This is a genomic window from Salinimonas profundi (assembly GCF_014750655.1).
GTDB lineage: Bacteria > Pseudomonadota > Gammaproteobacteria > Enterobacterales > Alteromonadaceae > Alteromonas > Alteromonas profundi_A.
The window spans coordinates 67,164-92,618 of sequence record NZ_JABBXD010000012.1; the positions used below are offsets into that span (position 1 = coordinate 67,164).

A 25,455-nucleotide genomic window follows, 5' to 3' on the forward strand; every position below is an offset into this window, starting at 1 on the left:
TCCATTTTCATCTGCATGTTGCTGTTAAGGAAAACTCGTGACGAACGCGAACGCGAACGCGAACGGATTGCGGTTAAGCTGTTTTAGATACGGGCAGGGAGGAGTTAACGTATAAAAAAACCGGGCCATCGCCCGGTTTTTATTGTTACTTTTTCGACATCCGCTTGTATTTGAGGCGGTGCGGTTCAACCACGTCCTGACCATACGTCTCTTTCAGCCAGGTCTCATAATCGTTGTAGTTACCTTCAAAGAAATTAATCTTGCCCTCATCCCGGTAATCCAGAATGTGGGTGGCCACACGGTCGAGAAACCAGCGATCGTGCGAGATAACCATTGCACAGCCCGGAAATTCTAATAATGCATCTTCCAGGGCCCGTAATGTCTCTACATCAAGATCGTTGGTCGGCTCATCCAGTAGCAACACGTTACCACCTGCTTTAAGTAACTTGGCAAGGTGAACCCGGTTACGCTCACCACCTGACAAATCCTTGATGTATTTCTGCTGTGTGGTGCCTTTGAAATTAAAACGACTGCAGTAAGCGCGGGCATTAATCTCAAAATTACCGATACGGATAATATCCTGATCATCAGATATTTCTTTATAGACCGTATTGTTTTCATTCATATGATCGCGGAACTGATCCACACTGGCAATTTGTACGGTTTCACCAATATCAATAGTGCCTGCGTCAGGTTGCTCCTGACCGGTCAGCATCCGAAACAGCGTTGATTTTCCAGCGCCGTTAGGCCCGATAATTCCCACAATGGCACCTTTAGGCACCGAGAATGTCATATCGTCGATAAGAACACGCTCACCGTAGGATTTATGCAAATTCTCAACATCAATGACCTTATCCCCCAGTCGCTCGCCAGGCGGGATAAACAACTCGTTGGTTTCATTACGCTTCTGATAGTCTGATGTCGATAGCTCTTCAAACCGGTTCATTCGTGCTTTAGATTTAGCATGACGACCTTTCGGGTTTGAGCGAACCCATTCCAGTTCCTGCTTAATCGACTTCTGACGAGCATTTTCAGTGCGCTCTTCCTGCTCAAGACGCTTATCTTTTTGCTCAAGCCAGGAGGTATAGTTACCTTCCCACGGAATACCTTCACCACGGTCAAGCTCCAGAATCCAGCCAGCCACATTGTCCAGGAAGTAGCGATCGTGGGTTATGGCAACAACGGTACCTTCATAATCGTGGAGGAAACGTTCCAGCCAGGCAACAGACTCTGCATCAAGGTGGTTGGTAGGCTCGTCAAGCAGCAGCATATCCGGTTTTTCCAACAGCAGGCGACATAGCGCAACACGGCGTCGCTCACCACCTGATAACTTGCTGACATCCGCGTCCCAGGGCGGCAGACGAAGTGCATCAGCGGCGCGTTCCAGCGTGTTTTCAATATTGTGCCCGTCTTTGGCCTGAATAACCGCTTCCAGTTCGCCCTGTTCTTTAGCCAGTGCGTCAAAGTCAGCATCTTCAGCAGCATATTCTGCATAAACTTCATCCAGACGTTTGAGCGCATGGGTGACGTCAGCAACAGCTTCTTCAATGTTACCCCGGACATCTTTTGACTCGTCTAGCTGAGGCTCCTGAGGTAAGTAACCAATATTGATGCCCGGCATGGGTCTGGCTTCACCCTCAATTTCCGTGTCGACACCTGCCATGATTCGAAGCAGAGTGGATTTACCGGCGCCATTGAGACCCAGCACACCAATTTTTGCGCCTGGGAAAAAGCTTAAGGAAATATCTTTTAAGATTTGACGGTTAGGCGGTACAACTTTGCCTACCCGATGCATGGAATAAACGTATTGTGACATGCTTTGTCCTTGCCCTGAAGAAAGGGGGGTATTGTAGCGTTTTTGTCGGCATAATCACCAGCAAAGTCCGATGATAGCGCGTAATTGATGAAGATTTAGTCATCTTTGAGGTGAAACGCCGGATTTGTCTGTAAAGCGGGACGACGAAAAGGCGGTTTTACAGTACTATAGCGTCATTTACTATTTGAATCAGGTATGAGGGGCGTTGCATGGCAGGTGCAGGTAAAAATCAGTACACGCTGGCTGAATTGGCAGAGCATGTAGGTGCGCAGGTGGAAGGCGATGCGTCGATTCAACTTTCCGGCGTGGGGACACTGGCCGGGGCGCAGGCGCATCAGATATCGTTTTTAACCAACACAAAATACAAGCCGCAGCTGGCATCAACCCGTGCTGGTGCTGTTATTCTGCATGAAAAAATGCGCAGCGACAGTCCGGTGCCTGCATTGGTGGTGAGTAACCCACATGCTGCTTTTGCCCTCATTGCACAATTATTTGATACCACACCTGCCGTGGCCTCAGGTATCGCTGAAAGTGCTGTTATTGCAGACTCGGCGCAGGTGGGCGCGAATGTTGCCCTGGGGCATCATGTCATCATCGAAGACGATGTCGTTATCGAAGATAATGTTGTAATCGGTGCCAACACAGTTATCGGTAAAGGCGCACGAATTGGTAAAGACACTATCATCAATCCCAACGTCACTATTTACCATGAGGTGAACATTGGCGAGCGGGTCACGATCCACAGTCAAACCGTTATTGGCGCGTCTGGCTTTGGGTATGCCAATGACAAGGGCCGCTGGATACCCATCCCGCAAACCGGGTCTGTACAAATTGGCGATGACAGTCAAATCGGCGCATCCAGTAGTATCGATCGCGGCGCCATGGAAGATACGGTTATTGGTAAAAATGTTATTATCGATAATCAGGTTCAGGTAGGGCACAACTGTATCATTGAGGACCATTCCTGTATTTGCGGCGCCACGGGGATTGCCGGCTCAGTCCATATTGGTAAGCATGTGATTATCGGTGGTGGCGTTGGTATCAACGGGCACATTCAGATCTGTGACAATGTGCAGGTGACAGGCTACACCATGATAGTACAGGATATTACCGAACCGGGCGTGTATTCATCCGGCCAACCGGCGATGAAAAATCGTGACTGGCGCAGAACGACGGTACGCCTGAATCAGATTGGCAGCCTGTATGATCGCGTAAAAGCGCTGGAAAAAATGCAGGGTAGCGATAATCGCTAGTGTCAACTGATCTTACCACGGCCGTTTATGGTTGAAGGGCCACAAACCAGTATACATACAGGATAAAATCACTAGAATAGGCGTTCATTTTAATGCCATTTCAAATGCTGTTAAGGAGCCTCCATGTTACCTCGCGAAATGACAATTGCGGATTTCGATCCCGAACTGGCTGACGCCATGAAAAAAGAGACTGCGCGTCAGGAACATCATATTGAACTGATCGCATCAGAAAATTATTGCAGCCCCCGTGTAATGGAAGCGCAGGGTTCACAGCTAACCAACAAGTATGCAGAAGGTTATCCTGGCAAGCGATATTATGGAGGCTGTGAGCATGTTGATGTGGTAGAGCAGCTGGCTATCGACAGAGCAAAAGCACTGTTCGGGGCTGACTTTGCAAACGTTCAGCCACACTCAGGCTCTCAGGCAAACTCAGCAGCCTTCATGGCATTATTGGATGCCGGTGATACCGTGCTGGGCATGAGCCTATCTGATGGCGGCCACCTGACTCACGGCTCTCACGTGAATTTTTCAGGTAAGACCTACAATGCTGTTCAGTACGGCCTGAATCATGACACCGGCGAAATTGATTACGCGCAGGTCGAGGCACTGGCTGAAGAACACAAACCGAAAATGATTATCGGTGGTTTCTCTGCTTACTCTGGCATTGTGGATTGGGCAAAGTTTCGTGAAATTGCAGACAAAGTTGGTGCATATCTGCTGGTCGATATGGCGCACGTTGCTGGTCTGGTCGCTGCCGGTGTTTATCCCAACCCGCTGCCGCACGCTCATGTTGTTACAACAACAACGCATAAGACCCTGGCGGGTCCGCGTAGCGGTCTGATTTTGTCATCGTGCGGTGACGAAACTATCTATAAAAAGCTGAACAGTTCAGTTTTTCCGGGTAACCAGGGTGGCCCGTTGTGCCATGTTATTGCGGCGAAAGCTGTGGCGTTTAAAGAAGCACTTGAGCCGGAGTTTAAGACATACCAGCAGCAGGTAGTGACAAACGCTAAAGCGATGGTAAGTGTGCTACAGGAACGTGGTTATAAAGTAGTTTCTGGTGGTACAGAAAATCATTTATTCCTGCTGGACTTAATTGACAAAGACATTACCGGTAAAGATGCTGATGCGGCGCTGGGTAATGCTAATATTACCGTTAATAAAAACTCTGTTCCCAATGACCCGCGTTCACCGTTCGTGACCAGTGGTCTGCGTATCGGTAGTCCTGCCATTACCCGTCGTGGCTTTAAAGAAGAAGAAGCAAAACAGGTAGCAAACTGGATTTGTGATATTCTTGACAACATGGGTGATGACAGTGTCATTGACCGCGTTAAATCAGAAGTTATTGAACTTTGCGATAAATTTCCGGTTTACGCATAAGTAATTGATTGGTGTTGTTCTGAGATGTCGGGGCAACACCGCCGACGATAAGGACGAGCCATGTTTTGCCCGTTTTGCTCCGAGCAGGAAACAAAAGTAATTGATTCCAGATTGGTCGCCGAAGGGCATCAGGTTCGTCGTCGTCGTGAATGCATGGTGTGCCACGAGCGCTTCACGACATTTGAAAGTGCTGAGTTGGTTATGCCGCGGGTAATCAAACGAGATGGCTCCCGCGAGCCTTTTAATGAAGATAAGCTTCGGGCCGGTCTTCAGCGCGCTTTGGAGAAGCGCCCGGTAAGTACTGAAAAGGTTGAGCAATGCGTGCTGTCATTAAAATCCAAGTTACGGGCAACCGGTGAACGGGAAGTGTCCAGCGAACTGCTGGGTAATCTGATTATGACCGCATTGCGTGAACTTGATAAAGTCGCTTATGTTCGATTTGCATCGGTATACCGCTCGTTTGAAGATATCCGTGAATTTGGCGAGGAAATCGCACGTCTTGGTGATTAGGTGATTAATGACCACATCTTCTGAACCATCCGAGTCAATAGAAAATGATTATTTCTGGATGGCGAAGGCACTTCGTCTGGCTGAAAAAGGCCGCTACACAACCTCTCCCAACCCCAATGTGGGTTGCATCATTGTCAATCGCAATAATCAGCAAGTGGGTCAAGGCTATCATCTAAAAGCCGGATCGCCTCATGCAGAAGTTCACGCACTTGAAGAGGCCGGTGAACAGGCACAAGGTGCTACGGCGTATGTAACACTTGAGCCTTGCAGTCATTATGGTCGCACGCCACCGTGTGCAAAAGCGCTTGTTAAGGCGCAGGTCGCCAGAGTAGTGGTAGCGATGACGGATCCCAACCCCAAAGTTAGTGGGCGGGGCATTGCTATGCTGCAAAATGCGGGGATACAGGTGAGCAGCGGCGTCATGGCAGCACAGGCTGCAGCGCTTAACACCGGGTTCATCAAGCGAATGGTAACTGGCAAACCCTGGGTAAGTCTCAAGCTGGCGATTAGCCTGGATGGTAAGATAGCGTTATCTAACGGCCAGAGTCAGTGGATCACAGGTGCAGATGCACGCAGAGATGTACAACGGTATCGCGCGTTAAGTTGCGCCGTTATGACTGGCAGCGGGACCGCCATCGCGGATGATCCGAGTCTGCTGGTACGTCCGGCGCAGGCGGCGCTGGCGTCCTATCCGCTCAAAAGAATACGCCAGCCTGTTCGCGTGGTTATCGACAGAGACAAAACATTACCGGACAACCTGCAGCTTTTTACTGATGGGTTTCCCACCTGGCGCGTTGTCAGCGATGAGCAGACTCCCTCTGCCGATGATTTGCCGTTTGCCGTGACCGACAAGAAAATTAACCTGAGTGACGTGTTGCAGACACTGGCTAAGAAAAATATAAACCGACTATTTGTTGAGGCAGGTCCCGGGTTGGCCGGCGCGTTGCTTGAAGCGGGGGAAGTCGACGAGTTAATCATCTATCAGGCTCCCAAGATTTTGGGCGATAAGGCTCGTAGCATGGTCAGGATGCCTGATTTTGCCTCACTGGATCAGGTAGTGAATTTAACGTTACATCAACAGACTCAGGTGGGAGATGACCTGAAACTGGTATTTCGTGTAGCACCGAGCGAGAAAAGTTGAGAACAGTATGTTTACAGGAATTGTAGCGGCATTGGGAACTATCAGCCGGCTTGACCGCCGCGGAAATGATATCCGGCTGACCGTGTCTACCGGCGAACTTGATATGTCGGATGTGGCATTAGGTGACAGTATTGCCACAAACGGGGTTTGCCTGACCGTTGTTGAATTCGGCAGTGACTTCTACAGCGCCGATGTATCTGCAGAAACGATAAAATATACCGGATTTGCGCACTACAACAGTGGCTCGCGCGTCAATTTGGAAAAGGCGATGCGTCCGACAGACAGGTTCGGCGGGCATATTGTGTCAGGACACGTGGATGGGGTAGGCACCATTGCCAGCATCACCGATCATGGCAAGTATGTTGAAATCTGGGTGGAAGCCCCCATTGATCTCGCCAGATATATTGCGCATAAAGGCAGCATTACTGTGGATGGCGTTAGCCTGACAGTCAATGAGGTTGACGGCGCAAAATTCATGCTGTGGATCATACCGCACACATTACAGGAAACCGTCATTGGTCAGTACCGGTCAGGCACCCGGGTCAATCTGGAAGTTGATGTGGTGGCCCGCTATATAGAGCGGCTAATGCTTGGCGATAAAGCCGCTGAGCCCTCCCGCTCTAAAATCGATATGGCGTTTTTGGCTGAAAACGGATTTCTGAAAAAATAACAGACCCTACAAAAAGCGAAGGTTATGGCACTGAATAAAACAGAAGATATCATTGAAGATATCAGACAGGGTAAAATGGTTATCCTGATGGATGATGAAGATCGCGAAAATGAAGGCGATATCATCATGGCTGCAGAGCATGTTACACCAGAAGCAATTAATTTCATGGTAACGCACGCCCGCGGGCTGGTTTGCCTGCCGATGACCGCAGATCGTTGTAAGCGCCTGAACTTACCGCTAATGGTCGATAAAAACGGGGCGCAGTTTACCACTAACTTCACCGTCTCCATTGAAGCGGCCCGTGGTGTCACCACTGGCATTTCTGCGGCTGATCGGGCGACCACAGTGCGTGCCGCGGTGCATCGCGATGCCAGTGCACAGGACATTGTGCAGCCGGGGCACATTTTCCCGCTGATAGCCAAAGAAGGTGGAGTATTGAATCGGGCCGGACATACTGAGGCTGGTGTGGACCTGGCCCGTCTTGCCGGCTGTGAACCTGCAGCGGTAATTGTTGAAATTCTTAATGAAGACGGCACCATGGCGCGTCGTCCCCAGTTGGAAAAGTTTGCCCAAAAGCATGATTTAAAAATTGGCACCATCGCCGATTTGATTGAGTATCGTAATCTGAATGAAACGACCATCGAAAAGGTCGCCCAGTGCAACTTGCCTACCGAATATGGCGAGTTTGAACTACATACCTATAAAGATATTATTGATAATCAGGTCCACTTTGCTTTGAAAAAAGGCGAGATAACAGCTGAAAATCCTACTCTGGTAAGGGTGCATTTGCATAATACGCTGAGCGATTTGCTTGGCTCGACCCGTTCTATCAACCGGTCCCTGACGCTGCCTGAAGGTATGCGCCAGATTGCCCGAGAGGGTGGAGTATTGGTCGTGCTTGGCAAAGAAGAGGATTTGGTCAGTCAGGTTCAGCGCTTTGCTGCAGAAGACAGAGGCGAGCAACCGGCCGGAAAGACCTGGGAAGGCTCATCCAGAACCATCGGTGTGGGCAGTCAGATTCTGGCATCACTGGGTGTGGAGAAAATGCGTTTGCTCAGCAAGCCAATTAAGTATCATGCGCTGTCAGGTTATGGTCTTGAAGTGGTGGAATATATTCACCCCGACGACGAATAAGAGCTGCTGAGCGAGTCAGCAAAAAAATCATTCCATTTTGTTTATGCGCAGTTGTGCTATACTGCGCGCCGTTTTTTAGCAAGGGTAAACTGCCATGCAGGTAATCGAAGGTAATATCAGAGCAACCGGTAAAAAATTTGCCATTATCGTGTCGCGTTTCAATAGTTTTGTTGTTGAAAGTCTTCTTGAAGGTGCGCTTGACACGCTGGAGCGTCATGGTGAAGTGAGTGATAATGATATTACACTTGTGCGTGTACCGGGTGCGTATGAACTGCCTGTTGCAGCGAAGAAAATTGCTGAAAAAGGTCAATTTGATGCCATTATCGCGTTAGGCGCGGTGATTCGTGGTGGTACACCGCACTTCGACTTTGTTGCTGGTGAATGCAATAAAGGCCTTGCTCAGGTATCTCTTGAATTTGGTATTCCGGTATCTTTTGGCGTTATCACCACTGACTCGATTGAGCAGGCGATTGAACGTTCAGGCACAAAGGCCGGAAACAAAGGTGCAGAAGCAGCTTTGGGTGCACTTGAAATGGTTAATGTCGTTAACGCTTTGGACAGTCTGTAAGGATTAATTGTGAAAGTTTCAGCAAGACGTAAAGCACGCGAACTCGCGGTTCAGGGGATTTACTCCTGGCAGATGAGCAAAAACGACATCGCTCAGGTAGAGCTTGCACTGGCGACCAGTAACAACATGCATCAGGTAGATATGGTGTACTTTCAGGCCATTCTTCGTGGTGTGTCGCAGGACGCTGAACGCCTTGACGGAATTATCAAACCTTACCTGGGACGTTTACCTGAAGAACTCGATCCTATCGAAAAAGCCATTTTGCGAGTTGCTACCTTTGAGTTGGTGGAGCGAATTGATGTGCCATATCGGGTCATTATCAACGAGGCGATCGAGCTGGCCAAAATATTTGGTGCAGAAGACAGCCACAAATTTATTAATGGTGCATTAGATAAAGCGGTCAGAAAGTTGCGCGAAGACGAGCGTAAATGATCTGGCGCTCGAGCGCCCGTCGTAGTGTTACATTCCAGTCTGCACGCATAAGAATATTGTGAAAGAATTTGATTTAATCGGCCGTTATTTTGTAGATGGCGGCTACCAACGTAAAGATGTCGTGGTCGGTATTGGCGATGATTGTGCGGTTACCACCGTCGCGTCTCATCAGCAGTTAGCAATTACTACTGACACACTGGTCGCAGGGGTGCATTTTTTAAAGGATGCGCCGGCTAAATCTGTGGCTTATAAAGCGGTTGCGGTTAATCTTAGTGACCTTGCTGCGATGGGCGCTGAGCCTGCCTGGATAAGCCTTTCTCTTTCAATATCTGATGTAGATGAAGCCTGGATGGTGGATTTTGCCGATGGCATGTATGAGCTAACGCGCTATTATTCCGTACAGTTGATTGGCGGCGATACTGTTCGTGGGCCACTCTCCATGACCATCACAGCGCAGGGGTTCATCCCGCCCGACAACGCGTTAAAGCGGTCGACAGCAAAACCCGGCGACTGGATTTATGTGACCGGTCACCTGGGCGATGCGGCTGCCGGTCTGGATATTCTCACTCATAAACTTGATGCCGGCGATGGGGTAAAAGAGTATCTGGTGAATCGCCATCTTTTCCCCACACCGCGTGTAGCAGCAGGTACCTCGTTGCGACGTGTGGCCAGTTCCTGCATTGATGTATCAGATGGTTTCTTATCTGACCTTAAACATATCCTGAGAGCCTCTGGCTGTGGTGCTGTCGTTCAGGTGGATAAATTACCTGTCTCAAGTCAGTTGCGTGATACGGTGGCTCTGCAACAAGCGATTGATTATGCGCTGACAGGCGGTGATGACTACGAGCTGATTTTTACGGTCAATGAAGAACAGCGAGGTAACCTGGAGACTGCGCTGGCCAGTACGGGTATCAAAATCACGTGTGTCGGACAGATAACCGGTCAGGAGAATAAAATCGATCTTAAAGATCATAAAGATAAATATCCCATGCCGGAAGTGACCGGCTTTGAGCATCAGTTGTAATGCAGCGCCAGTATCGCGAGCGCGTGTCGATGAAAAACCCGGTGCATTTTTGTGCGCTCGGGTTCGGTAGCGGTCTCATTCCGGTTATGCCCGGTACCTTTGGCTCCGCAGCCGCCTTACCTTTACTTGCCGCCACAATATCAGCCCCCTCATGGATGTTTATCAGCCTGACATTGCTTTTTGCGTTTATCGGCGTGTATTTTTGCGGCCGAACCGCTGATGATATGCAGGTGCATGATCATGGCTCTATCGTGTGGGACGAAATTGCCGGCATGTTCTGCACCTTTTTATTTATACCGCTTACGCCATTACACCTGGTGGCCGGATTCGTTCTTTTCAGGCTATTTGATATTTTAAAACCCTGGCCAATTATTGTGGTAGATAAACGCATGCACGGTGGCGCAGGTATTATGCTGGATGATGTTCTGGCCGGATTAATGGCTTGCATGTCGTTACACGCTATTTTGCTTCTCTGGCCATTCTAAAGTGATGGGATAAAAAAACCGGCGTAACGCCGGTTTTTTTAACTTTCCAGAAAGGCGTTAACTTGCCGGATAATGCCTTGTGCATCAAGACCGAGCTCGGTATACATCTCTTGCTGGGTGCCTTGCTCGATGAATTTATCGGGCAAACCAAGCAGAAGGGTGTGAACCAGACGTTTGTCCTGCTGTAAGAACTCAACCACACCGGCACCGGCGCCGCCTGCAATACAGCCATCTTCCAGCGTGACCAGTAATTCGTGCTCATCAGCAAGTTCACGGATAAGCGCTACATCAAGTGGCTTTACAAAGCGCATGTCAGCCAGCGACGCATCCAGAGCCTCAGCAGCCTGCTCAGCAAATGGCATCAGGGTACCAAAGTTCAGGATAGCGACGCGTTTTCCTTTTCGTACTTTGCGGCCTTCTCCGATAGGCAGTGCCTGCATCGATGACTCAGGAGTGACGCCTTTACCAGCACCACGCGGGTAGCGCACCGCTGCTGGTAACTTAGCCAGATGACCGGTATACAACATTTGACGACATTCATTCTCATCTGAAGGCGCCATAATGATCATGTTGGGAATACAGCGTAAGAACGCTAAATCAAATGCGCCCTGATGTGTTTGTCCGTCAGCCCCGACAATTCCGGCACGATCAATAGCAAAGAGAACCGGCAACTCCTGAAGCGCCACATCGTGGATCAATTGGTCATAAGCGCGCTGCAAAAATGTCGAATAAATAGCGACAACCGGGTTCATCCCCTCTTTGGCCAGGCCCGCGGCATATGTCACACTATGCTGCTCAGCGATAGCGACATCGCTGTACTGATCAGGATACTGCTGAGAAAACGTGACCATACCGGAACCCTCACGCATAGCCGGTGTAATTGCCATCAGCTTGGGATCCTTGGCTGCCATGTCGCAAAGCCATTGTCCGAAGACGGCTGAGAAACTTGGTGCACTAGGCTTGGCAGTAGGAAGGGCGTTGTCGGCCGGGTTGAACTTAGGCACCGCGTGAAACTTGATAGGGTCCTTTTCAGCCTGCGGGTAGCCTTTACCTTTTCGGGTAACGACATGAAGCAGTTGCGGGCCTTTAAAGTTACGCATATTACGTAAGGCATCCACCACGGTATTGACATCGTGGCCATCAATCGGCCCGATATAATTAAAACCAAGCTCTTCAAAAATGGTTCCGGGTACAACCATGCCCTTCAGATGCTCTTCTGCACGACTGGCAAACTCTTTAATAGGCGGAACGTTACTTAACAGTTTCTTCCCGCCATCACGAATTTTATTAAAGAAATTACCCGTCAGTAATCGCGCCAGATGCGAATTCAGTGCACCGACATTTTCTGAAATCGACATCTCATTGTCGTTCAGTACAACTACCATATCCTTGTTGATATCACCGGCGTGATTCATCGCCTCAAACGCCATACCGGCGGTCATCGCGCCATCGCCGATGACCGAAACGACTTTTCGGCCTTTGCCTTCTTTTTCTGCGGCAACAGCCATACCCAAACCGGCACTGATGGAGGTCGAGGAGTGGCCAACTGCGAAGGTGTCATAGTCGCTTTCACCCGGCCAGGGGAAAGGGTGAAGTCCGCCTTTTTGGCGAATGGTTGACATGCGACCAGCACGCCCGGTGACAATCTTGTGGGGGTAGGCCTGATGGCCAACATCCCAGATCAATCGATCAAACGGGGTATTGTAGACGTAATGCAGGGCGACGGTCAGCTCAACAGTACCAAGGCCTGAAGCAAAGTGGCCGCTGCTCTGACTGACGCAGGTCAGCAAATACTGTCTGAGCTCATCAGACAGTGTCTTAAGCTTATCCTGAGGCAATGTGCGTAATTGCTCAGGCGTCTGGGCTTTTGCCAGTGTTGGATAATGGGTTAAATCTAAACTCATTGGTTATTATTCTGTCTTTTGCATAGCAGCATTGATTAATGGTTACGATTTACCATTAAATCGGTAAATGCTGTCAGGTATTCGGTATTGTAGGGCAAACTGGCCAGCGCTTGAAGCGCCTCAGCATGCAAATCATTCAGAACCTGTTTTGCCTGCTCCATGCCAAGCAATGCCGGAAACGTATTTTTTCCTAGCGCCTGGTCTGAGCCCTGCGGTTTGCCCAGCATCTGAGCATCACCTTCGACATCAAGAATATCGTCCTGAACCTGGAAGGCCAAACCGATAATACGTGAAAATGTAATGAAGTGTTGCCTGTCTGACTCGCTGATATCAGCAACCTGAGTGATCATTTGCGCACACGCGCTCAGTAAAGCCCCTGTTTTTAACTGATGCAGACGGGTCAGGGCGTCGACGTCGATACTGTTTCCGGTGGTAGCCAGATCAATCGCTTGTCCACCGCACATGCCTTGATAGCCAGACGCTGTCGCAAGGATACTGACCAGTTTTGCTCTGTGCGGGGCTGATTGCTCGGATACCGGTTGCTCCGTTAAAATCGAGAACGCCAGCGTTTGCAAGGCATCGCCCGCTAAAATTGCTGTTGCCTCATCAAATTTAACATGGCAGGTCGGCTGGCCCCGGCGGAGCGCATCGTCATCCATTGCCGGCAGATCATCATGAACCAGAGAATAGGCATGAATGCATTCTATTGCCATACTGATCACATTCTGGTCCTGCTTAGGCACATCCAGCGCGTTGCCTATCAGATGCGTCAGCACCGGTCGCATTCTTTTTCCGCCTACCAGCAACGCATGTTGCATTGCCGCTTTTAAACGGGGAGCATGATCGGGCAGTGACTCAATAAGTGTTAAAAGGCTCTCGTCGGTTTGCTTTTTTATTTGCTGACGAAGCGCATCAAAATTCATAATCTTGCCTGTAAAGGTGCGTAATATGCGGGATAATCTGAAGGGCTATTCGTTATCGTCAGTGAGTTCTGATAACGTGTCCTGACCTTGCTCAGACAACAGTATTTTCACTTTTTGTTCGGCCTGCTCCAGCGCTTGCTGGCTGGCACGGGATAACTTAATCCCACGCTCAAACTTTTCCAACGCTTCGTTAAGCGGCAGGTCGCCATTTTCCATCTGCGTGACGATTGCCTCTAATTCAGTCAGGCTTTCTTCAAATGAAGGGGATTTATCAGTCTCAGTCACAGCTATTTCCATGGTTGGATGAATACGCGCACATTAACCGACAGGGGGGTGGCGGTCAAATGGTTTGTCCAGCTGTGCGACACGCAGTATACGAGGGCGGTGTGCTGATAAAAGTTTGTCATTAGATACGTGAGTTACACAAATCAAACAGCAATTAGTGGAATTTGGTTATAGAATTTTCACGCAATGCCGATAGTATACATGACACTATTTTTGCGGCTTTGTAAGCAGCTAATTTATAAGCATATTAGAAATCATAATCCCGTCGCAAACAACGTATTCATATAGTGAGGATTAACGAGTGGATTTAGCAACCGTCATAGGCATGTTGGGTGGTATTGGTTTTATAGTCATGGCCATGATTCTCGGGGGCGATTTGGTGATCTTCATCGATGTCCCCTCGGTGCTGATTGTATTTGGAGGAACACTGTTTGTAGTGCTTTCTCAATTTACACTGGGGCAGTTTTTTGGTGCAGGGAAAATTGCCGGTAAAGCCTTTATGTTTAAAATCGATACGCCGGACGAGCTGATTGAGAAGATTGTTGAGATGGCCGACTCGGCGCGTAAGGGCGGATTTCTTGCGCTGGAAGAAGCTGAGATAGGTAATTCGTTTATGCAAAAAGGCGTGGATATGCTGGTGGATGGCCACGACATCGAAGTGGTGCGTGAAACGCTGATCAAAGACATTTCCATGACCACTGAGCGGCACGAATTCGGGGTCTCGATTTTCAAAGGGATGGGAGACGTGGCCCCGGCCATGGGCATGATCGGTACGCTTATCGGTCTGGTTGCCATGCTTTCCAATATGGATGATCCCAAAGCCATTGGCCCGGCTATGGCAGTGGCATTGCTGACCACTCTCTACGGTGCATTTTTAGCCAATGTTATCTGTTTGCCCATCGCCTCAAAATTGAAAAACCGCGTAGAGGAAGAAAAGCTGAATCAGAAGCTTATTCTCGATGGTATTGTCGGTATTGCAGATGGCCAGAACCCGCGGGTAATAGAAGGTATTCTTAAAAACTACCTGGCCTCAAGTAAGCGCGGCGCAGCGGACGAGGAGTAAGACTCATGGCGCAGGAAGAAGAATGTCCTAAATGCCCTCCTGAAGGGCTCCCCGCCTGGATGGGAACGTTTGCTGACCTGATGTCGCTGTTAATGTGCTTTTTCGTATTGCTGCTGGCCTTTTCAGAAATGGACGTGCTTAAGTTCAAGCAAATTGCCGGCTCAATGAAGTTTGCATTCGGCGTGCAAAATAAAATTGAAGTCAAAGATATTCCTAAAGGTACGTCTGTAATTGCCATGGAATTTCGTCCCGGTAAACCTGATCCGACACCGATTGAAACCATCCAGCAGCAGACGATTGAAGTCACGCAGCAAATGCTTGAGTTTCAGGCGGGTAATGAGGACTCTGCGGGCGGACGTCAGAAGCAACGTGGCGAACAGCGCGGCGGTCAGGCACAGACAACCTCGACAGAGCAATCTTCATCTGCCCAGCAAAGCGCGGAAAAGGATGAAGTGAATGAAATGATGAAGAAGGTGGCCGAACAGCTGCAAAAAGAAATACTCGATGGCTCTATTGAGTTGGAGAGCCTGGGTCAGCAACTTACCATCCGTATTCGGGAAAATGGCTCGTTTTCCGCCGGATCTGCATTTTTACAGCCGCAGTTTAAACCCATTCTGCGAAAAGTAGGGCGGTTGTTGGCCGACATGCCCGGAGAAATAGAAATTTCCGGACACAGCGACGGCCAGCATATTGCCAATGAGCTTTATCGTTCCAACTGGGATTTATCTGCACAGCGCGCTGTTGCTGTGGCTGAAGAGGTCAGGCTGGCAGATGGCTTTGACGAACGCAGAATGAAAGTGGTGGGTAAAGCAGATACCCAGCCAGTGGTAGAAAAGCCTGCCACGCAGGAGGAGCGTGCCAAAAACCGCCGTGTTGAAATTAATATTAATCAGGGCAAACCGATGGTCTCCAAACCTATCTCGGTACTTGATGACTAGAGACGCAGTGGCAGGGGGCCTGCTATTTAGCTGACCCTCTCACCCTGATAGTGGTATAACAAGCAGAACGCTTAGCTTCATGCGAAGGCCTGATGCGACATCTGATCAACAAAAGCGCCCGTCTTATTTTCTATGCTTGCTGACATTACCTGCCTATTTAGACGTTTCGTCGCACAATCGTCGTACCAGCAAGTGAAAACATTGAAAATGTAAATAAGAATGATTATCATGCGCGGCAGTATTAATCATTCTTGCTTACAGAATTTTCTATGACTTTCAGACGTGCCCTTCTAAGCGCCTCAGTGTGTGCTGTCTTATCCATGCCGACGGTGGCTCAGCAAACCGCTTCGGACCCTTCACAGAACAACAATATTGAGCGCATTGAAGTGCAGGGCTCACAGGTCACATTAAATGGTGAGTACCCTGGGGGGCAGGTTGCCCGTGGCGGGCGTGCCGGTATCCTGGGCAATCTTGATTTTATGGATTCGCCATTTATGGCTACGAATTTCACAGATGAAATTGTGCGAAATCAGCAATCGAAAAGTATCGCCGATGTTCTGCAAAATGATCCTGTAGTGCGGGTAGCACGTGGCTTTGGTAACTTTCAGGAAGTCTATATTATTCGTGGTTTCCCGGTTTACTCGGATGATATGACCTATAACGGTCTGTATGGCATTTTACCGCGTCAGTACGTGGCCGCTGAGTTACTGGAGCGTGTTGAGGTATTTCGCGGAGCCAGTACATTTTTAAATGGCGCGGCGCCCGGAGGCAGTGGCCTGGGTGGCCTGGTCAACGTAGTACCCAAACGAGCACCAGAAACTGCTTTGAATCGAATCCGGGTAGGTGTCGAGGGGCAGGGGCACACCTATATTGCAGCTGATGTTGGCCGGCGCTATGGTGATGAGAACGAAAATACCGGTATTCGGGTGAATCTGGTAAAACGTGATGGTGAGACTGCTGTTGATGAACAGGACCGCGAGGTATCTGTCGCTTCATTTGGCGTGGATTATCAGAGTGATGCACTTCGTTTGTCTGCCGATCTTGGATTTCAGGAGCATGACGTCGACGCCCCGCGTCCCAGCGTAACGCCATTTGGGGCTATTCCCTCCGCGCCAGAGGCAGATAATAACTTTGCGCAGCCATGGACGTTCACCAGTGAAGAGCAGCTTTTTGGTGCTGTTCGCGCCGAATACGATGTACTTGAAAATACCTCGACGTGGCTGGCAATGGGATTCAGAAGTGGCGAGGAAGAAAACGTGCTGGCCAACCCCACGGCATCTGCCGACGGAGATTTCAGTGCTTATCGCTTTGATAACACCAGAGAAGATAATGTCCGCTCCTATGAGGCCGGAATCCGCAGTCGCTTCTCAATTGCCGGCGTAGCACATAACCTGATTGTGTCTGCGTCATCGTTTTCAATGGATTCAAAAAATGCGTATGCTTTTTCTGATTTCAGTGGATTTGTCGGTAATCTGTATAACCCAGTGCCGGCTATGCAGCCGAGTGCCGATTTCTTCACAGGCGGTAACCTTTCACAGCCGCTGGTTACCCTGACCAATGAAAATGAAAGTGTGGCCCTGGCGGATATGATGTCTTTCTTTAATGACAGTGTCATGGTAACGCTGGGCGCGCGTTTTCAGGCCATCGAAACGTCGAGTTTCGACTATAACACCGGCGAGGTACTGTCCAGGTATGATGAATCAAGAGTCACCCCTGTGGCGGGCGTGGTTTATAAGCCGCGTGAAACAATTTCCCTTTATGCCAATTACAGTGAAGGATTAGTTCCCGGCGAGGTTGCACCTTCACAATCAGGTGGTCAGCCGGTCAACAACGCCGGTGAAGTGCTTGATCCTTTCCGCTCTCAGCAGTTTGAAGCCGGTGTAAAAGTTGATGTAGGTAAAATCGGTGGAGTTATCAGTGTCTATTCCACCGAAAAACCAAGTGCCATTGTAAATGAGAATATATTTAGTAGTGATGGCGAGCAACGTAATCGCGGCGTAGAGATATCGGTATTCGGGCTGCCACATCCTGATGTGAAACTGCTGGGGGGATTAACGCTGGTTCAGGCGGAACAGACGAACACTCAGGATGGTCTTAACGAAGGAAAAGATGTAGTGGGGATACCCGATTTTCAGGCCAATATCAATGTGGAGTGGGATGTTGCCGCCGCACCAGGCCTGACGCTGGATACACGCGGCATTTATACCAGTGAGCAATACGCCGATGCCGCCAATATCTACGAAGTCGACAGTAGTCACAGAGTGGACATTGGTGCACGTTACTCAATGATGCTGGGCAACACAGATCTGACCTTGCAGGCTCGTCTGGAAAATGTGTTTGATAATAATTATTGGGCTTCTGTGGGCGGCTTCCCGGGTGCAAATTATCTTGTGCTTAGCGAGCCACGGACCGCTAAACTCACGGCCTCATTTGCATTCTGACAGACGGCGAACAACAGATGATTTTTACCATGGCAGGCATTTTACTGACAAACATTGCGACAATTTGTCTGTATCGTGGATGGCTGGCTGAAGGCGCAAACAAAAGTAAAGCGAGTCAGGGTTTTACCTTTGCAGGCTGGCTGCTGATACCTGTCAGCATCTACGTGTCAGGTCTTGAATCCGGGATAAGATTCGCGGTTGCGTTTGCCATTATTACAGTTTGCTTTTCAGCCTGGTTACTTATTGTCAGAGCACGAACACAGCGTCACACTGGTCGTGAGCGCGCGAAGCATCGAAAGGCGCTGAACTGGCGCGCTGCAGCACAAGGTCTTATCCCACAGCTCCTGACCGCCATTGCACTTATACCGGTGTGTGGCACACTTGCCGCATTCGTAACCGTGGGAATCACACATTTGCTACCGTTTGAACGCGTGAACAATCTTGCGCTGGGCATCTTCACGATGCCGCTGATTTGGGCCGGATTAGCGCTATGGTATATGGCTGAGACTAATCGCATGCGCCTGTACCTGTGTGGAAGCTTACTTGCTGCGTGTTCAGCGTTCTCTGTCTACGCGTAACAAGGAACTGATTTGGCTTTTGGTATCTCACGGAAATTAAGTAAACGGGCTCTTCAGGGACATAGCTGGCTGGGTCTTGCTGTGGGCGTGTTGCTGTACTGGGTATGTTTGTCCGGCACTGTTGCGGTATTAGGCAACGAGCTTGTTCGGTGGGAGCAGCCGAATGTAGCAGAAACACTTGAGTACAGCCCGGCAGCGTTACAACGCGCTTATCGTCAGATGTTACAGGAGCAGGGCGACATCTCCACACTGGTCACCATGCGTTTGCCTACACCGGACATGCCCCGGGCCTTTTTGTCAGCAAACGGCAATGCCTGGTACATTGATGATGCGGGTACTCTCAGCCAGACAAAATCTCATCCAATTACAGATTTTATTGCCGAGTTTCATGCACAGCTGCATTTGCCGCACACCTTCGGAGAGTTATTTGTCAGCATACTGGGTGCATTGCTGACGGTATTGATTGTAAGCGGGGTTGTCGCACACAGACGTATTTTCAAAGATGCGTTTACATTTCGCGGGGGAGCAGACAGCTCGCTTAAGCAGGCCGATTTGCATAATCGTCTAAGTGTTTGGGGATTGCCATTTCATCTGATGATCGCGCTTACCGGGGCTTATTTCGGTTTGGGTGGGCCGCTCAACACTTTATATGCTGAAGCAATGTATGAGGGCGATAAAGGGGCGTTGTTCGGCGAGGTGTTTGGTGAAGTCCCTGATGCACCTGCCTATTATGGCAAGATGGATCTGGGGCATGCTCTGGCTTCTTTAGACACTGTTGCTCCTGACGCCCGACCGCTGTTTATTACCTTCGAGCGGCCCGGCGAAGATGACGAGTTTTTATTACTGGGTGCACAGCACACCGACATGTTTATTTATTCAGAACAGTACCGGTTTGATGCGATGGGTAACTATCTGGATGCCGTCGGCTTTGCACAAGGTCATGCAGGGCAGGAAGCCATTTTTTCAGTATACCGTTTGCACTTCGGCCATTTTGGTAGTGTCTGGATCCTACTGAGTTACCTTGTGTTGGGAATGGCTCTTACGGTGATTTGTGTCAGCGGTATTAATTTGTGGTTTAAGAAAAGACAAATTACCGATGCGCTCAACGACTACTGGGCGGCCGTTGTGTGGGGTACGCCGGCTTCCTTTCTGTCAGCGGCTCTGGCTGGTTTTGCTATTCCGTCAATGATAGTGCCCTTGTTCTGGGGCGCATTTGTAATGAGCTGCAGTTATGCAGTATATAAGCGGGATCCACATAGGGTTAGTCAGCAGTTACGCATCATGACCGCATTACTGCTTCTTGCTTTAGCATTAACAAGTATTGTCTTGCACGGTTGGAAAGATACGTCCCCAGCCTTTATTGCGATAAATAGCGGTATCATTTCTCTCGCTGTGTGTTTATTGAGCTATTTCGCGTTCAAAAAAGCTTCAAGACAGGCAACGTCCAATCTTAAGTAAAAAATTTAATATTATTTACAAACCCTTACAGCGCCTGTTCTGAATACATTTTAGAGCTTAAGAAAAACTTACATTATTAGTTAATTTTTATTACAAGCTGTTTACATTAGTGTTGGAAGCGCTTACATTGACCTCGAGTTCGGCCGATTATTTTTAGTGCTGGGACGCCAACAACTGTAAAAAAGGTATGACTATGTTGATGAATCAAAAGCGTGCTATGCAAGCTTTAGTCATGGTGTCTGGTGGTTTAGTAAGCCACGCTGCGATGGCAGCGGTCTGTCAAAACCCTACACCGGTCTGGCAAGACGAGTTCAATGGAACAGAACTTGATACCAGTAAATGGGAAGTGATGCTGGGAGATGGTTGTAGCTACGGAATTTGTGGCTGGGGAAACAATGAACTGCAGAGCTACCAGGCAGAAAACCTGACAGTTGCTGACGGTAAACTCACAATTACGGCTAAAAAACAACGCGTCAAAGGTAGCCAGTATACCTCTGGTCGTATTCGTACGGCGAATATGCCAAATGGTGGTGAATGGACCTATGGCCGTTTTGAAGCCAGTATCAAACTTCCCACCGGAACAGGTATGTGGCCTGCATTCTGGATGTTGCCAACAGAACCCGCCGAAGGCTGGCCAATGAGTGGTGAAATCGATATTCTCGAGGCCACCGGTCAGGCAGATATGATTGCATTTGGAACCATCCACTACGGTAACGCATACCCTGATAATGAATGGACCAGTGGTCGTATTATCAAGCAACCAGATCGCTGGTCTGACGGATTCCATGAATACGCTGTTGAGTGGGAACCCAATGAAATTCGCTGGTATGTGGATGACATCCTTTATTCAGTGAAAACCCCTGACGATTTGAGCGATCCGGCGTTCTGGACGTTCGATAATTACAACTATCATTTCCTGCTTAACATGGCTGTTGGTGGCAGTATCGGTGGCGTGGTCGACGATACCCAGCTACCTCAGACTATGGAAGTGGATTACGTTCGCGTTTATGATTTTGGACAGCCGTCACTTGAAGGCCCGCACATCGTGGATGCTAATTCACAGGCAACCTATCAAATCGTAGATGAAGCCGGCACCGGTAGCAATTACAGCTGGAACGCGCCAACGCAGCAGACCTCGTCAACAAATAGTCTGACTGTTGACTGGGCAGAGCAGGGCGGCACGGTGACAGCCGATATTACTAATAGTTGCGGTACCAGTCGTGTTGCCATGGACGTACATGTTTTGCCAGTGCTGAGCACCGACCACGTGCTGGACAACTTTGAAGCCGATGGTGAGCTGACTATCACAAGTTGGGAAGGGCAGTATAACGAGGTACCTAACCCTGCCTCAGATGCCGTAAATAGCTCAGCAACTGCACTGGAATATGTCAGAAGCAGTGCGTCTCTGTATGACGTCATTGCCGGCACCACATCAGTTATCACCGATGCAGGTCCGCTAATCGCTGGTAATGAAGCCTTCTATATGGATGTTTATATGCCGGTGCCCTCTAAGCAGGAGATCTTAATCCAGCTTGAGGACAGCAGCCAGGCAACGCCGGATAATTATCCTACTGGCCGCCACTCTAAGTTTATTGCTCATACAGAAGCGGTGGCAGGATGGCAACGTTTGAAGTTTGTGCTTGAAGATCGCGTAGATGGTGGTACTACAGACGTTGACGTAGATACAATTGTGATTCTCATCGCGCCAAACTCCAATAATGGCGATACTTATTATCTGGACAACATGGCGATATATGGTGCAGATGGCGGCGGTCAGGAGACAACAGCGACAACAGCCGTTGTAAGTGATGTCACCACGACTACCGTTAGTGCTGGAAAGGGGCTTAAAAAGGCTCAGTCAACGGTGACAGTAATGGATAATACCGGTGCGCCAGTTGAATGTGCTACAGTGACCGGTCAGTTTACCGGCGACTGGAGCGAGTCTGCCAATGGCGTAACAGATGCGAACGGTGTCGTGGTATTCACTTCATCAACTGCACTGTCGGGTAACGTTAGCGCAAACTTCTGTGTCGACGGTGTACAAAGTAGCCTGACATTTGATTCGGCAAACAGCACAGGAATGTGTACTCAATAAACGGTTCTTTGAAAGTGTCTCCCATGACATAACAAAAAGGCTTACCAATCTTTGGTAAGCCTTTTCTTTATTAACTACCTGTGAAGATAGATTGGAGTACGAGACTACCCACGCACAATTGGCAGCTTGCAACCAGGCTTCGTTATTACTAATTGAACAGCACTGATGGCCCGTTCTAAAAAACCACCCTCGCAGTATTTCAGATAGTATGTCCACATCCGTGCGAATCGCTCATCGTAACCATCCGCCATCAACGCCTCTTTTGCACTGATAAAACCTTCATACCAATCATCCAGTGTTTTCGCATAATCCAGGCCGATATCCTGTAAATCGCGTACCATCAAATCACTGTAGCGTTTCAAATGATCACTGATCACCAGTTGAGAAGGTAAAAAACCGCCGGGGAAAATGTATTTCTGAATAAAATCGACGCTATCCGCATAGCTGTCAAAGCGTCTGTCATCAATGGTGATTGACTGCAACGCCATTATTCCGTCTTCTTTTAACAGGCTGCTACACTTGTTGAAAAAATTGCCAAGGTACTTTTTACCCACAGCCTCAATCATCTCCACAGAGACGAGCTTGTCATAGGTCCCCGTAAGCTCACGATAGTCTTTTTTCAGCAATGTTATCTTATCTGTCAGCCCTTCTCGTTCTACCCAGGCCTGGGCATAAGCATATTGTTCTTCAGAGATAGTCGTTGTCGTCACGCGACAACCATAATGCTTTGCGGCAAAAACAGCCATACCGCCCCAGCCAGTGCCAATCTCCAATAAGTGATCGGTCTCTTTTAACTGCAGCTTATTGCAAAGCGCCCGTAATTTGTAATGTTGGGCATCAGCCAGACTGGTATTCGGGTCCGGATAGATTGCCGAAGAATACATCATGGTTTCGTCAAGAAACCGGGTGTAAAGCTTATTACCTAAATCGTAATGCGCCTCGATGTTTTTCTTTGCCTGCGCGGCGTGATTGCGGCGCATGAAGTGCTGGACCTTATGCAGCGGCATAGTCAGCCATTTAAATTTATTTTCCCAGGCATCCAGAAAGGGCAGGTTTCGTGCAAAAATCCGAATGACTGATGTAAGGTCCGGCGTTTCCCAAAGCCCGTTCATGTACGTCTCACCAGCAGCAATACTGCCGCCGAAAAGAAGTTGGCGGTATGCTTCAATAGACTGGATATCAATAGTGGCTTGTAGTGCATCCCAGGGGTCGCCGAATTGGGCGATAGTATGCCCTTGTTCAGCAATTTTCATATGCCCCTGTGGCAAGGCTGACATAACTTTTAGAAATGCGGTACGGCTCGCTCTGTCAATCAGCGACCCTGCTGGTAGCATCGTTACTGCAGATTCTCCATGCGACATAATATTTCCTAACTATCTGGGTGCGAATAAACAGGCGTGCGCTTGAGCCAGAGCTTAAGCGCCTGCCAGTAAATCCCAAGCACCGTTTTAACGGTCATACTTGGTGTTTTTAAAAGCGCCTGACGCAGGGTCTTCGAGTTTAAGGGAACCCGGGACATTGCCAGTCCGGCACTGAAATCTTTTTTCGTCTGATGACAATCCATCCGCATAGCGAATGTTTTGTCAGGTTGCTCAATTTGCCATTTGTACTGCATATCCATAGGGTTAAACGGCGACACATGAAATGCCTTTTGTGTGTCTTGCTGCGTCGTTAAATCTACCCAGTAATAATGGCGTTCATTCCAGGGTGTGTTAGAAACCTCTGCCAGCATATGGGTAAAGGTATTATCACCTTCGCAACGGACAAAGTAGAAGTTTACCGGACTGAAATACAGGCCGAGCATTCGTAACTGCCCGAGCAAATAAACTTCTCCGTCTAACTGCGGGCCACCCAGTGATACAATTTTTTGTATCACTGCTTCAGAAACATCCTGGCTATTATCACCAACGTAATCTGATCTACGAAATTGAACAAGAGACCGATGCGTTGATGAAAAATGTTTAACCTTTTCATCAAGTTGGTCCAGCTCATTTAAGTTCAGCCAGAATAAAAAGATGGAGTAGCTGAACCGGTGCTGCGTAGGCGAGAACCGTTCGTGGTAGACGGTGCCATGGTAAATACCACTGGTCGTCACAGCGATTCACCGAACCGTTTAGCCACATCCAACGCGCTTTTAACACCGTCTTCATGGAACCCGTTGTACCAGTACGCCCCGCAAAAATGCAGATTATCCTGTCCGCATATTTCATCGCGCCGACGCTGTGCATCAACCATTTTTTGGCTGTATTGCGGATGGGCATATTGGTATCTGCCCAGAATTTTGTCAGAACGTATCGCGGGTGTATTATTCAATGTGACACAAAATGTAGTATCGCTTTCGAGCTGTTGCAATATATTCATATCGTAGGTCACTGTGGCAGGTGCCCGCGCTTCATCCTTGTTTTCAGTTAGCCGGTAGTTCCAGCTCGCCCAGGCTCGTTTTCGCTGGGGCAGTTGGCTGGTATCGGTGTGCAAGACAACATCATTGTTGGCGTAAGGAATGTTGCCCAGAATCTCCTGATGAGCTGCACTAGGGTGAGCCAGCATTTTCAGCGCCTGGTCACTGTGGCAGGCAAATATCACCTGATCATAATAACGTTCGTCAGCCTGCGTCTTGACTGCCCAGCGATGATCGCGTCTTTCTACCCGTCTTACCGCAGAAGAGAGCCTGATATGATCGCTAAACCCTTTCGTCAGCGGCGCTATATACGATGATGACCCACCCCTGAGGGTATACCACTGAGGCCGGTTGGTTATATTGAGCAGACCGTGGTTATTGAAAAACTGAAGAAAAAACTTCAGTGGAAAGGCGCGTGTCTGTTCCAGGCTTGCCGACCAGATGGCTGCACACATCGGTAGAATGTAAAAGTTAGCAAAGTCATCGCTCAGCTTTAACTCAGTGATAAAGCCGAACAATGTCTTATCTGCAGTATCCCTGCCTTCTTTCAGATGCTTTTTACAGGCTTTGTTAAACGCAACAATGTCTTTAACAATACGCCAGAACCTGGGGCGAACAAGGTTACGTCGCTGGGCAAACAAGGTATTGAGTGTATTACCGTTATATTCAATGTTTGATTTGGGGGCATGTACGGAAAAGCTCATTTCCGTTGGCTGCGTTTCCACACCAAGACGTTCCATTAGCTTTATGAAGTTAGGATAGGTCCAGTCATTAAACACAATAAAGCCAGTATCAATAGCATATTGTTTTTCATCAACGGTGACATTTTTAGTTGCAGTATGCCCACCGATATAGTCGTTAGCCTCGTACACGGTGATATCATAGTTTCGCTGGAGCAGATAGGCACAGGTTAGACCGGAAATTCCTGTTCCGATAATGGCAACCTTTTGATTCATTCT

The 25,455-nt window shown here is 48.9% G+C and carries 23 protein-coding genes; 16 read left to right on the forward strand and 7 right to left on the reverse strand.

From position 1 onward, the window contains the following. Window positions 1-145: 145 nt before the first annotated feature. Window positions 146-1,816 (reverse strand): energy-dependent translational throttle protein EttA, encoded by a 1,671-nt coding sequence (gene ettA / locus HHX48_RS16395; protein WP_191026414.1) that lies wholly within the window; start codon window positions 1,814-1,816, stop codon window positions 146-148. A gap of 209 nt (window positions 1,817-2,025) precedes the next feature. Here ettA and lpxD point away from each other — a divergent pair, with 209 nt between their 5' ends. From lpxD to HHX48_RS16445, 10 genes are all read left to right on the forward strand, one after another. Beyond that, window positions 2,026-3,069: a UDP-3-O-(3-hydroxymyristoyl)glucosamine N-acyltransferase gene (lpxD, locus tag HHX48_RS16400; protein WP_191026415.1), complete on the forward strand. Its 1,044-nt coding sequence runs from the start codon at window positions 2,026-2,028 to the stop codon at window positions 3,067-3,069. 123 nt (window positions 3,070-3,192) lie between these two features. Further along, window positions 3,193-4,449, forward strand: coding sequence for a serine hydroxymethyltransferase (glyA, locus tag HHX48_RS16405; protein WP_191026416.1), 1,257 nt, complete (start codon window positions 3,193-3,195; stop codon window positions 4,447-4,449). Window positions 4,450-4,509: 60 nt separating this feature from the next. Next, window positions 4,510-4,959 (forward strand): transcriptional regulator NrdR, encoded by a 450-nt coding sequence (nrdR, locus tag HHX48_RS16410; RefSeq protein WP_191026417.1) that lies wholly within the window; start codon window positions 4,510-4,512, stop codon window positions 4,957-4,959. A 7-nt stretch (window positions 4,960-4,966) separates the two neighbouring features. Continuing rightward, window positions 4,967-6,100, forward strand: a complete 1,134-nt coding sequence (gene ribD, locus HHX48_RS16415) for a bifunctional diaminohydroxyphosphoribosylaminopyrimidine deaminase/5-amino-6-(5-phosphoribosylamino)uracil reductase RibD (RefSeq protein WP_191026418.1) — start codon at window positions 4,967-4,969, stop codon at window positions 6,098-6,100. A gap of 7 nt (window positions 6,101-6,107) precedes the next feature. Beyond that, window positions 6,108-6,770 (forward strand): riboflavin synthase, encoded by a 663-nt coding sequence (locus HHX48_RS16420; protein ID WP_191026419.1) that lies wholly within the window; start codon window positions 6,108-6,110, stop codon window positions 6,768-6,770. Window positions 6,771-6,794: 24 nt separating this feature from the next. Beyond that, window positions 6,795-7,904, forward strand: a complete 1,110-nt coding sequence (gene ribBA, locus HHX48_RS16425) for a bifunctional 3,4-dihydroxy-2-butanone-4-phosphate synthase/GTP cyclohydrolase II (RefSeq protein ID WP_191026420.1) — start codon at window positions 6,795-6,797, stop codon at window positions 7,902-7,904. A gap of 94 nt (window positions 7,905-7,998) precedes the next feature. Then, a complete protein-coding gene (gene ribH, locus HHX48_RS16430) occupies window positions 7,999-8,472 on the forward strand; it encodes a 6,7-dimethyl-8-ribityllumazine synthase (RefSeq protein WP_191026421.1) in 474 nt (157 codons plus the stop codon). A 9-nt stretch (window positions 8,473-8,481) separates the two neighbouring features. Continuing rightward, window positions 8,482-8,904 (forward strand): transcription antitermination factor NusB, encoded by a 423-nt coding sequence (nusB, locus tag HHX48_RS16435; protein WP_191026422.1) that lies wholly within the window; start codon window positions 8,482-8,484, stop codon window positions 8,902-8,904. Between the two features lie 58 nt (window positions 8,905-8,962). Continuing rightward, window positions 8,963-9,928 carry a thiamine-phosphate kinase gene (gene thiL, locus HHX48_RS16440; RefSeq protein ID WP_191026423.1) on the forward strand — a complete coding sequence of 322 codons (966 nt, stop codon included), beginning with the start codon at window positions 8,963-8,965 and terminating at the stop codon, window positions 9,926-9,928. Beyond that, window positions 9,928-10,413, forward strand: a complete 486-nt coding sequence (locus HHX48_RS16445; RefSeq protein ID WP_191026424.1) for a phosphatidylglycerophosphatase A family protein — start codon at window positions 9,928-9,930, stop codon at window positions 10,411-10,413. The genes thiL and HHX48_RS16445 overlap by 1 nt, the downstream gene beginning before the upstream one ends. Window positions 10,414-10,451: 38 nt before the next feature. On the opposite strand, the gene dxs is transcribed toward HHX48_RS16445, so the two are convergent. From dxs to xseB, 3 genes are read right to left on the reverse strand one after another with little or no spacing between them, the layout of a single operon-like run. Continuing rightward, a complete protein-coding gene (gene dxs / locus HHX48_RS16450) occupies window positions 10,452-12,317 on the reverse strand; it encodes a 1-deoxy-D-xylulose-5-phosphate synthase (protein ID WP_191026425.1) in 1,866 nt (621 codons plus the stop codon). Window positions 12,318-12,352: 35 nt separating this feature from the next. After that, window positions 12,353-13,240 carry a farnesyl diphosphate synthase gene (locus HHX48_RS16455; protein WP_191026426.1) on the reverse strand — a complete coding sequence of 296 codons (888 nt, stop codon included), beginning with the start codon at window positions 13,238-13,240 and terminating at the stop codon, window positions 12,353-12,355. 45 nt (window positions 13,241-13,285) lie between these two features. Beyond that, window positions 13,286-13,525 carry an exodeoxyribonuclease VII small subunit gene (xseB, locus tag HHX48_RS16460; protein WP_317983515.1) on the reverse strand — a complete coding sequence of 80 codons (240 nt, stop codon included), beginning with the start codon at window positions 13,523-13,525 and terminating at the stop codon, window positions 13,286-13,288. A gap of 301 nt (window positions 13,526-13,826) precedes the next feature. On the opposite strand from xseB, the gene pomA reads away from it, so the two are divergent. From pomA to HHX48_RS16490, 6 genes are all read left to right on the forward strand, one after another. Then, window positions 13,827-14,588: a flagellar motor protein PomA gene (gene pomA, locus HHX48_RS16465; RefSeq protein WP_191026428.1), complete on the forward strand. Its 762-nt coding sequence runs from the start codon at window positions 13,827-13,829 to the stop codon at window positions 14,586-14,588. A gap of 5 nt (window positions 14,589-14,593) precedes the next feature. Beyond that, window positions 14,594-15,526 carry a flagellar motor protein MotB gene (locus HHX48_RS16470; RefSeq protein WP_191026429.1) on the forward strand — a complete coding sequence of 311 codons (933 nt, stop codon included), beginning with the start codon at window positions 14,594-14,596 and terminating at the stop codon, window positions 15,524-15,526. 269 nt (window positions 15,527-15,795) lie between these two features. Continuing rightward, the gene (locus HHX48_RS16475; protein WP_191026430.1) at window positions 15,796-17,967 is read left to right on the forward strand and encodes a TonB-dependent receptor; all 2,172 of its coding nucleotides are present in this window, start codon (window positions 15,796-15,798) and stop codon (window positions 17,965-17,967) included. Window positions 17,968-17,996: 29 nt separating this feature from the next. Next, the gene (locus HHX48_RS16480) at window positions 17,997-18,545 is read left to right on the forward strand and encodes a hypothetical protein (protein ID WP_191026431.1); all 549 of its coding nucleotides are present in this window, start codon (window positions 17,997-17,999) and stop codon (window positions 18,543-18,545) included. Between the two features lie 12 nt (window positions 18,546-18,557). Continuing rightward, window positions 18,558-20,003, forward strand: coding sequence for a PepSY-associated TM helix domain-containing protein (locus HHX48_RS16485; protein WP_191026432.1), 1,446 nt, complete (start codon window positions 18,558-18,560; stop codon window positions 20,001-20,003). A 193-nt stretch (window positions 20,004-20,196) separates the two neighbouring features. Further along, the gene (locus tag HHX48_RS16490; RefSeq protein ID WP_191026433.1) at window positions 20,197-22,098 is read left to right on the forward strand and encodes a family 16 glycosylhydrolase; all 1,902 of its coding nucleotides are present in this window, start codon (window positions 20,197-20,199) and stop codon (window positions 22,096-22,098) included. Between the two features lie 104 nt (window positions 22,099-22,202). Here the strand turns inward: HHX48_RS16490 and HHX48_RS16495 are convergent, their stop codons facing one another. From HHX48_RS16495 to HHX48_RS16505, 3 genes are read right to left on the reverse strand one after another with little or no spacing between them, the layout of a single operon-like run. Further along, a complete protein-coding gene (locus HHX48_RS16495; protein ID WP_191026434.1) occupies window positions 22,203-23,459 on the reverse strand; it encodes an SAM-dependent methyltransferase in 1,257 nt (418 codons plus the stop codon). Between the two features lie 8 nt (window positions 23,460-23,467). After that, window positions 23,468-24,193 carry a DUF1365 domain-containing protein gene (locus HHX48_RS16500; RefSeq protein WP_191026435.1) on the reverse strand — a complete coding sequence of 242 codons (726 nt, stop codon included), beginning with the start codon at window positions 24,191-24,193 and terminating at the stop codon, window positions 23,468-23,470. Continuing rightward, window positions 24,190-25,452, reverse strand: a complete 1,263-nt coding sequence (locus HHX48_RS16505; protein WP_191026436.1) for an NAD(P)/FAD-dependent oxidoreductase — start codon at window positions 25,450-25,452, stop codon at window positions 24,190-24,192. Before HHX48_RS16505 ends, HHX48_RS16500 begins: the two co-directional genes overlap by 4 nt. Window positions 25,453-25,455 lie beyond the last annotated feature (3 nt).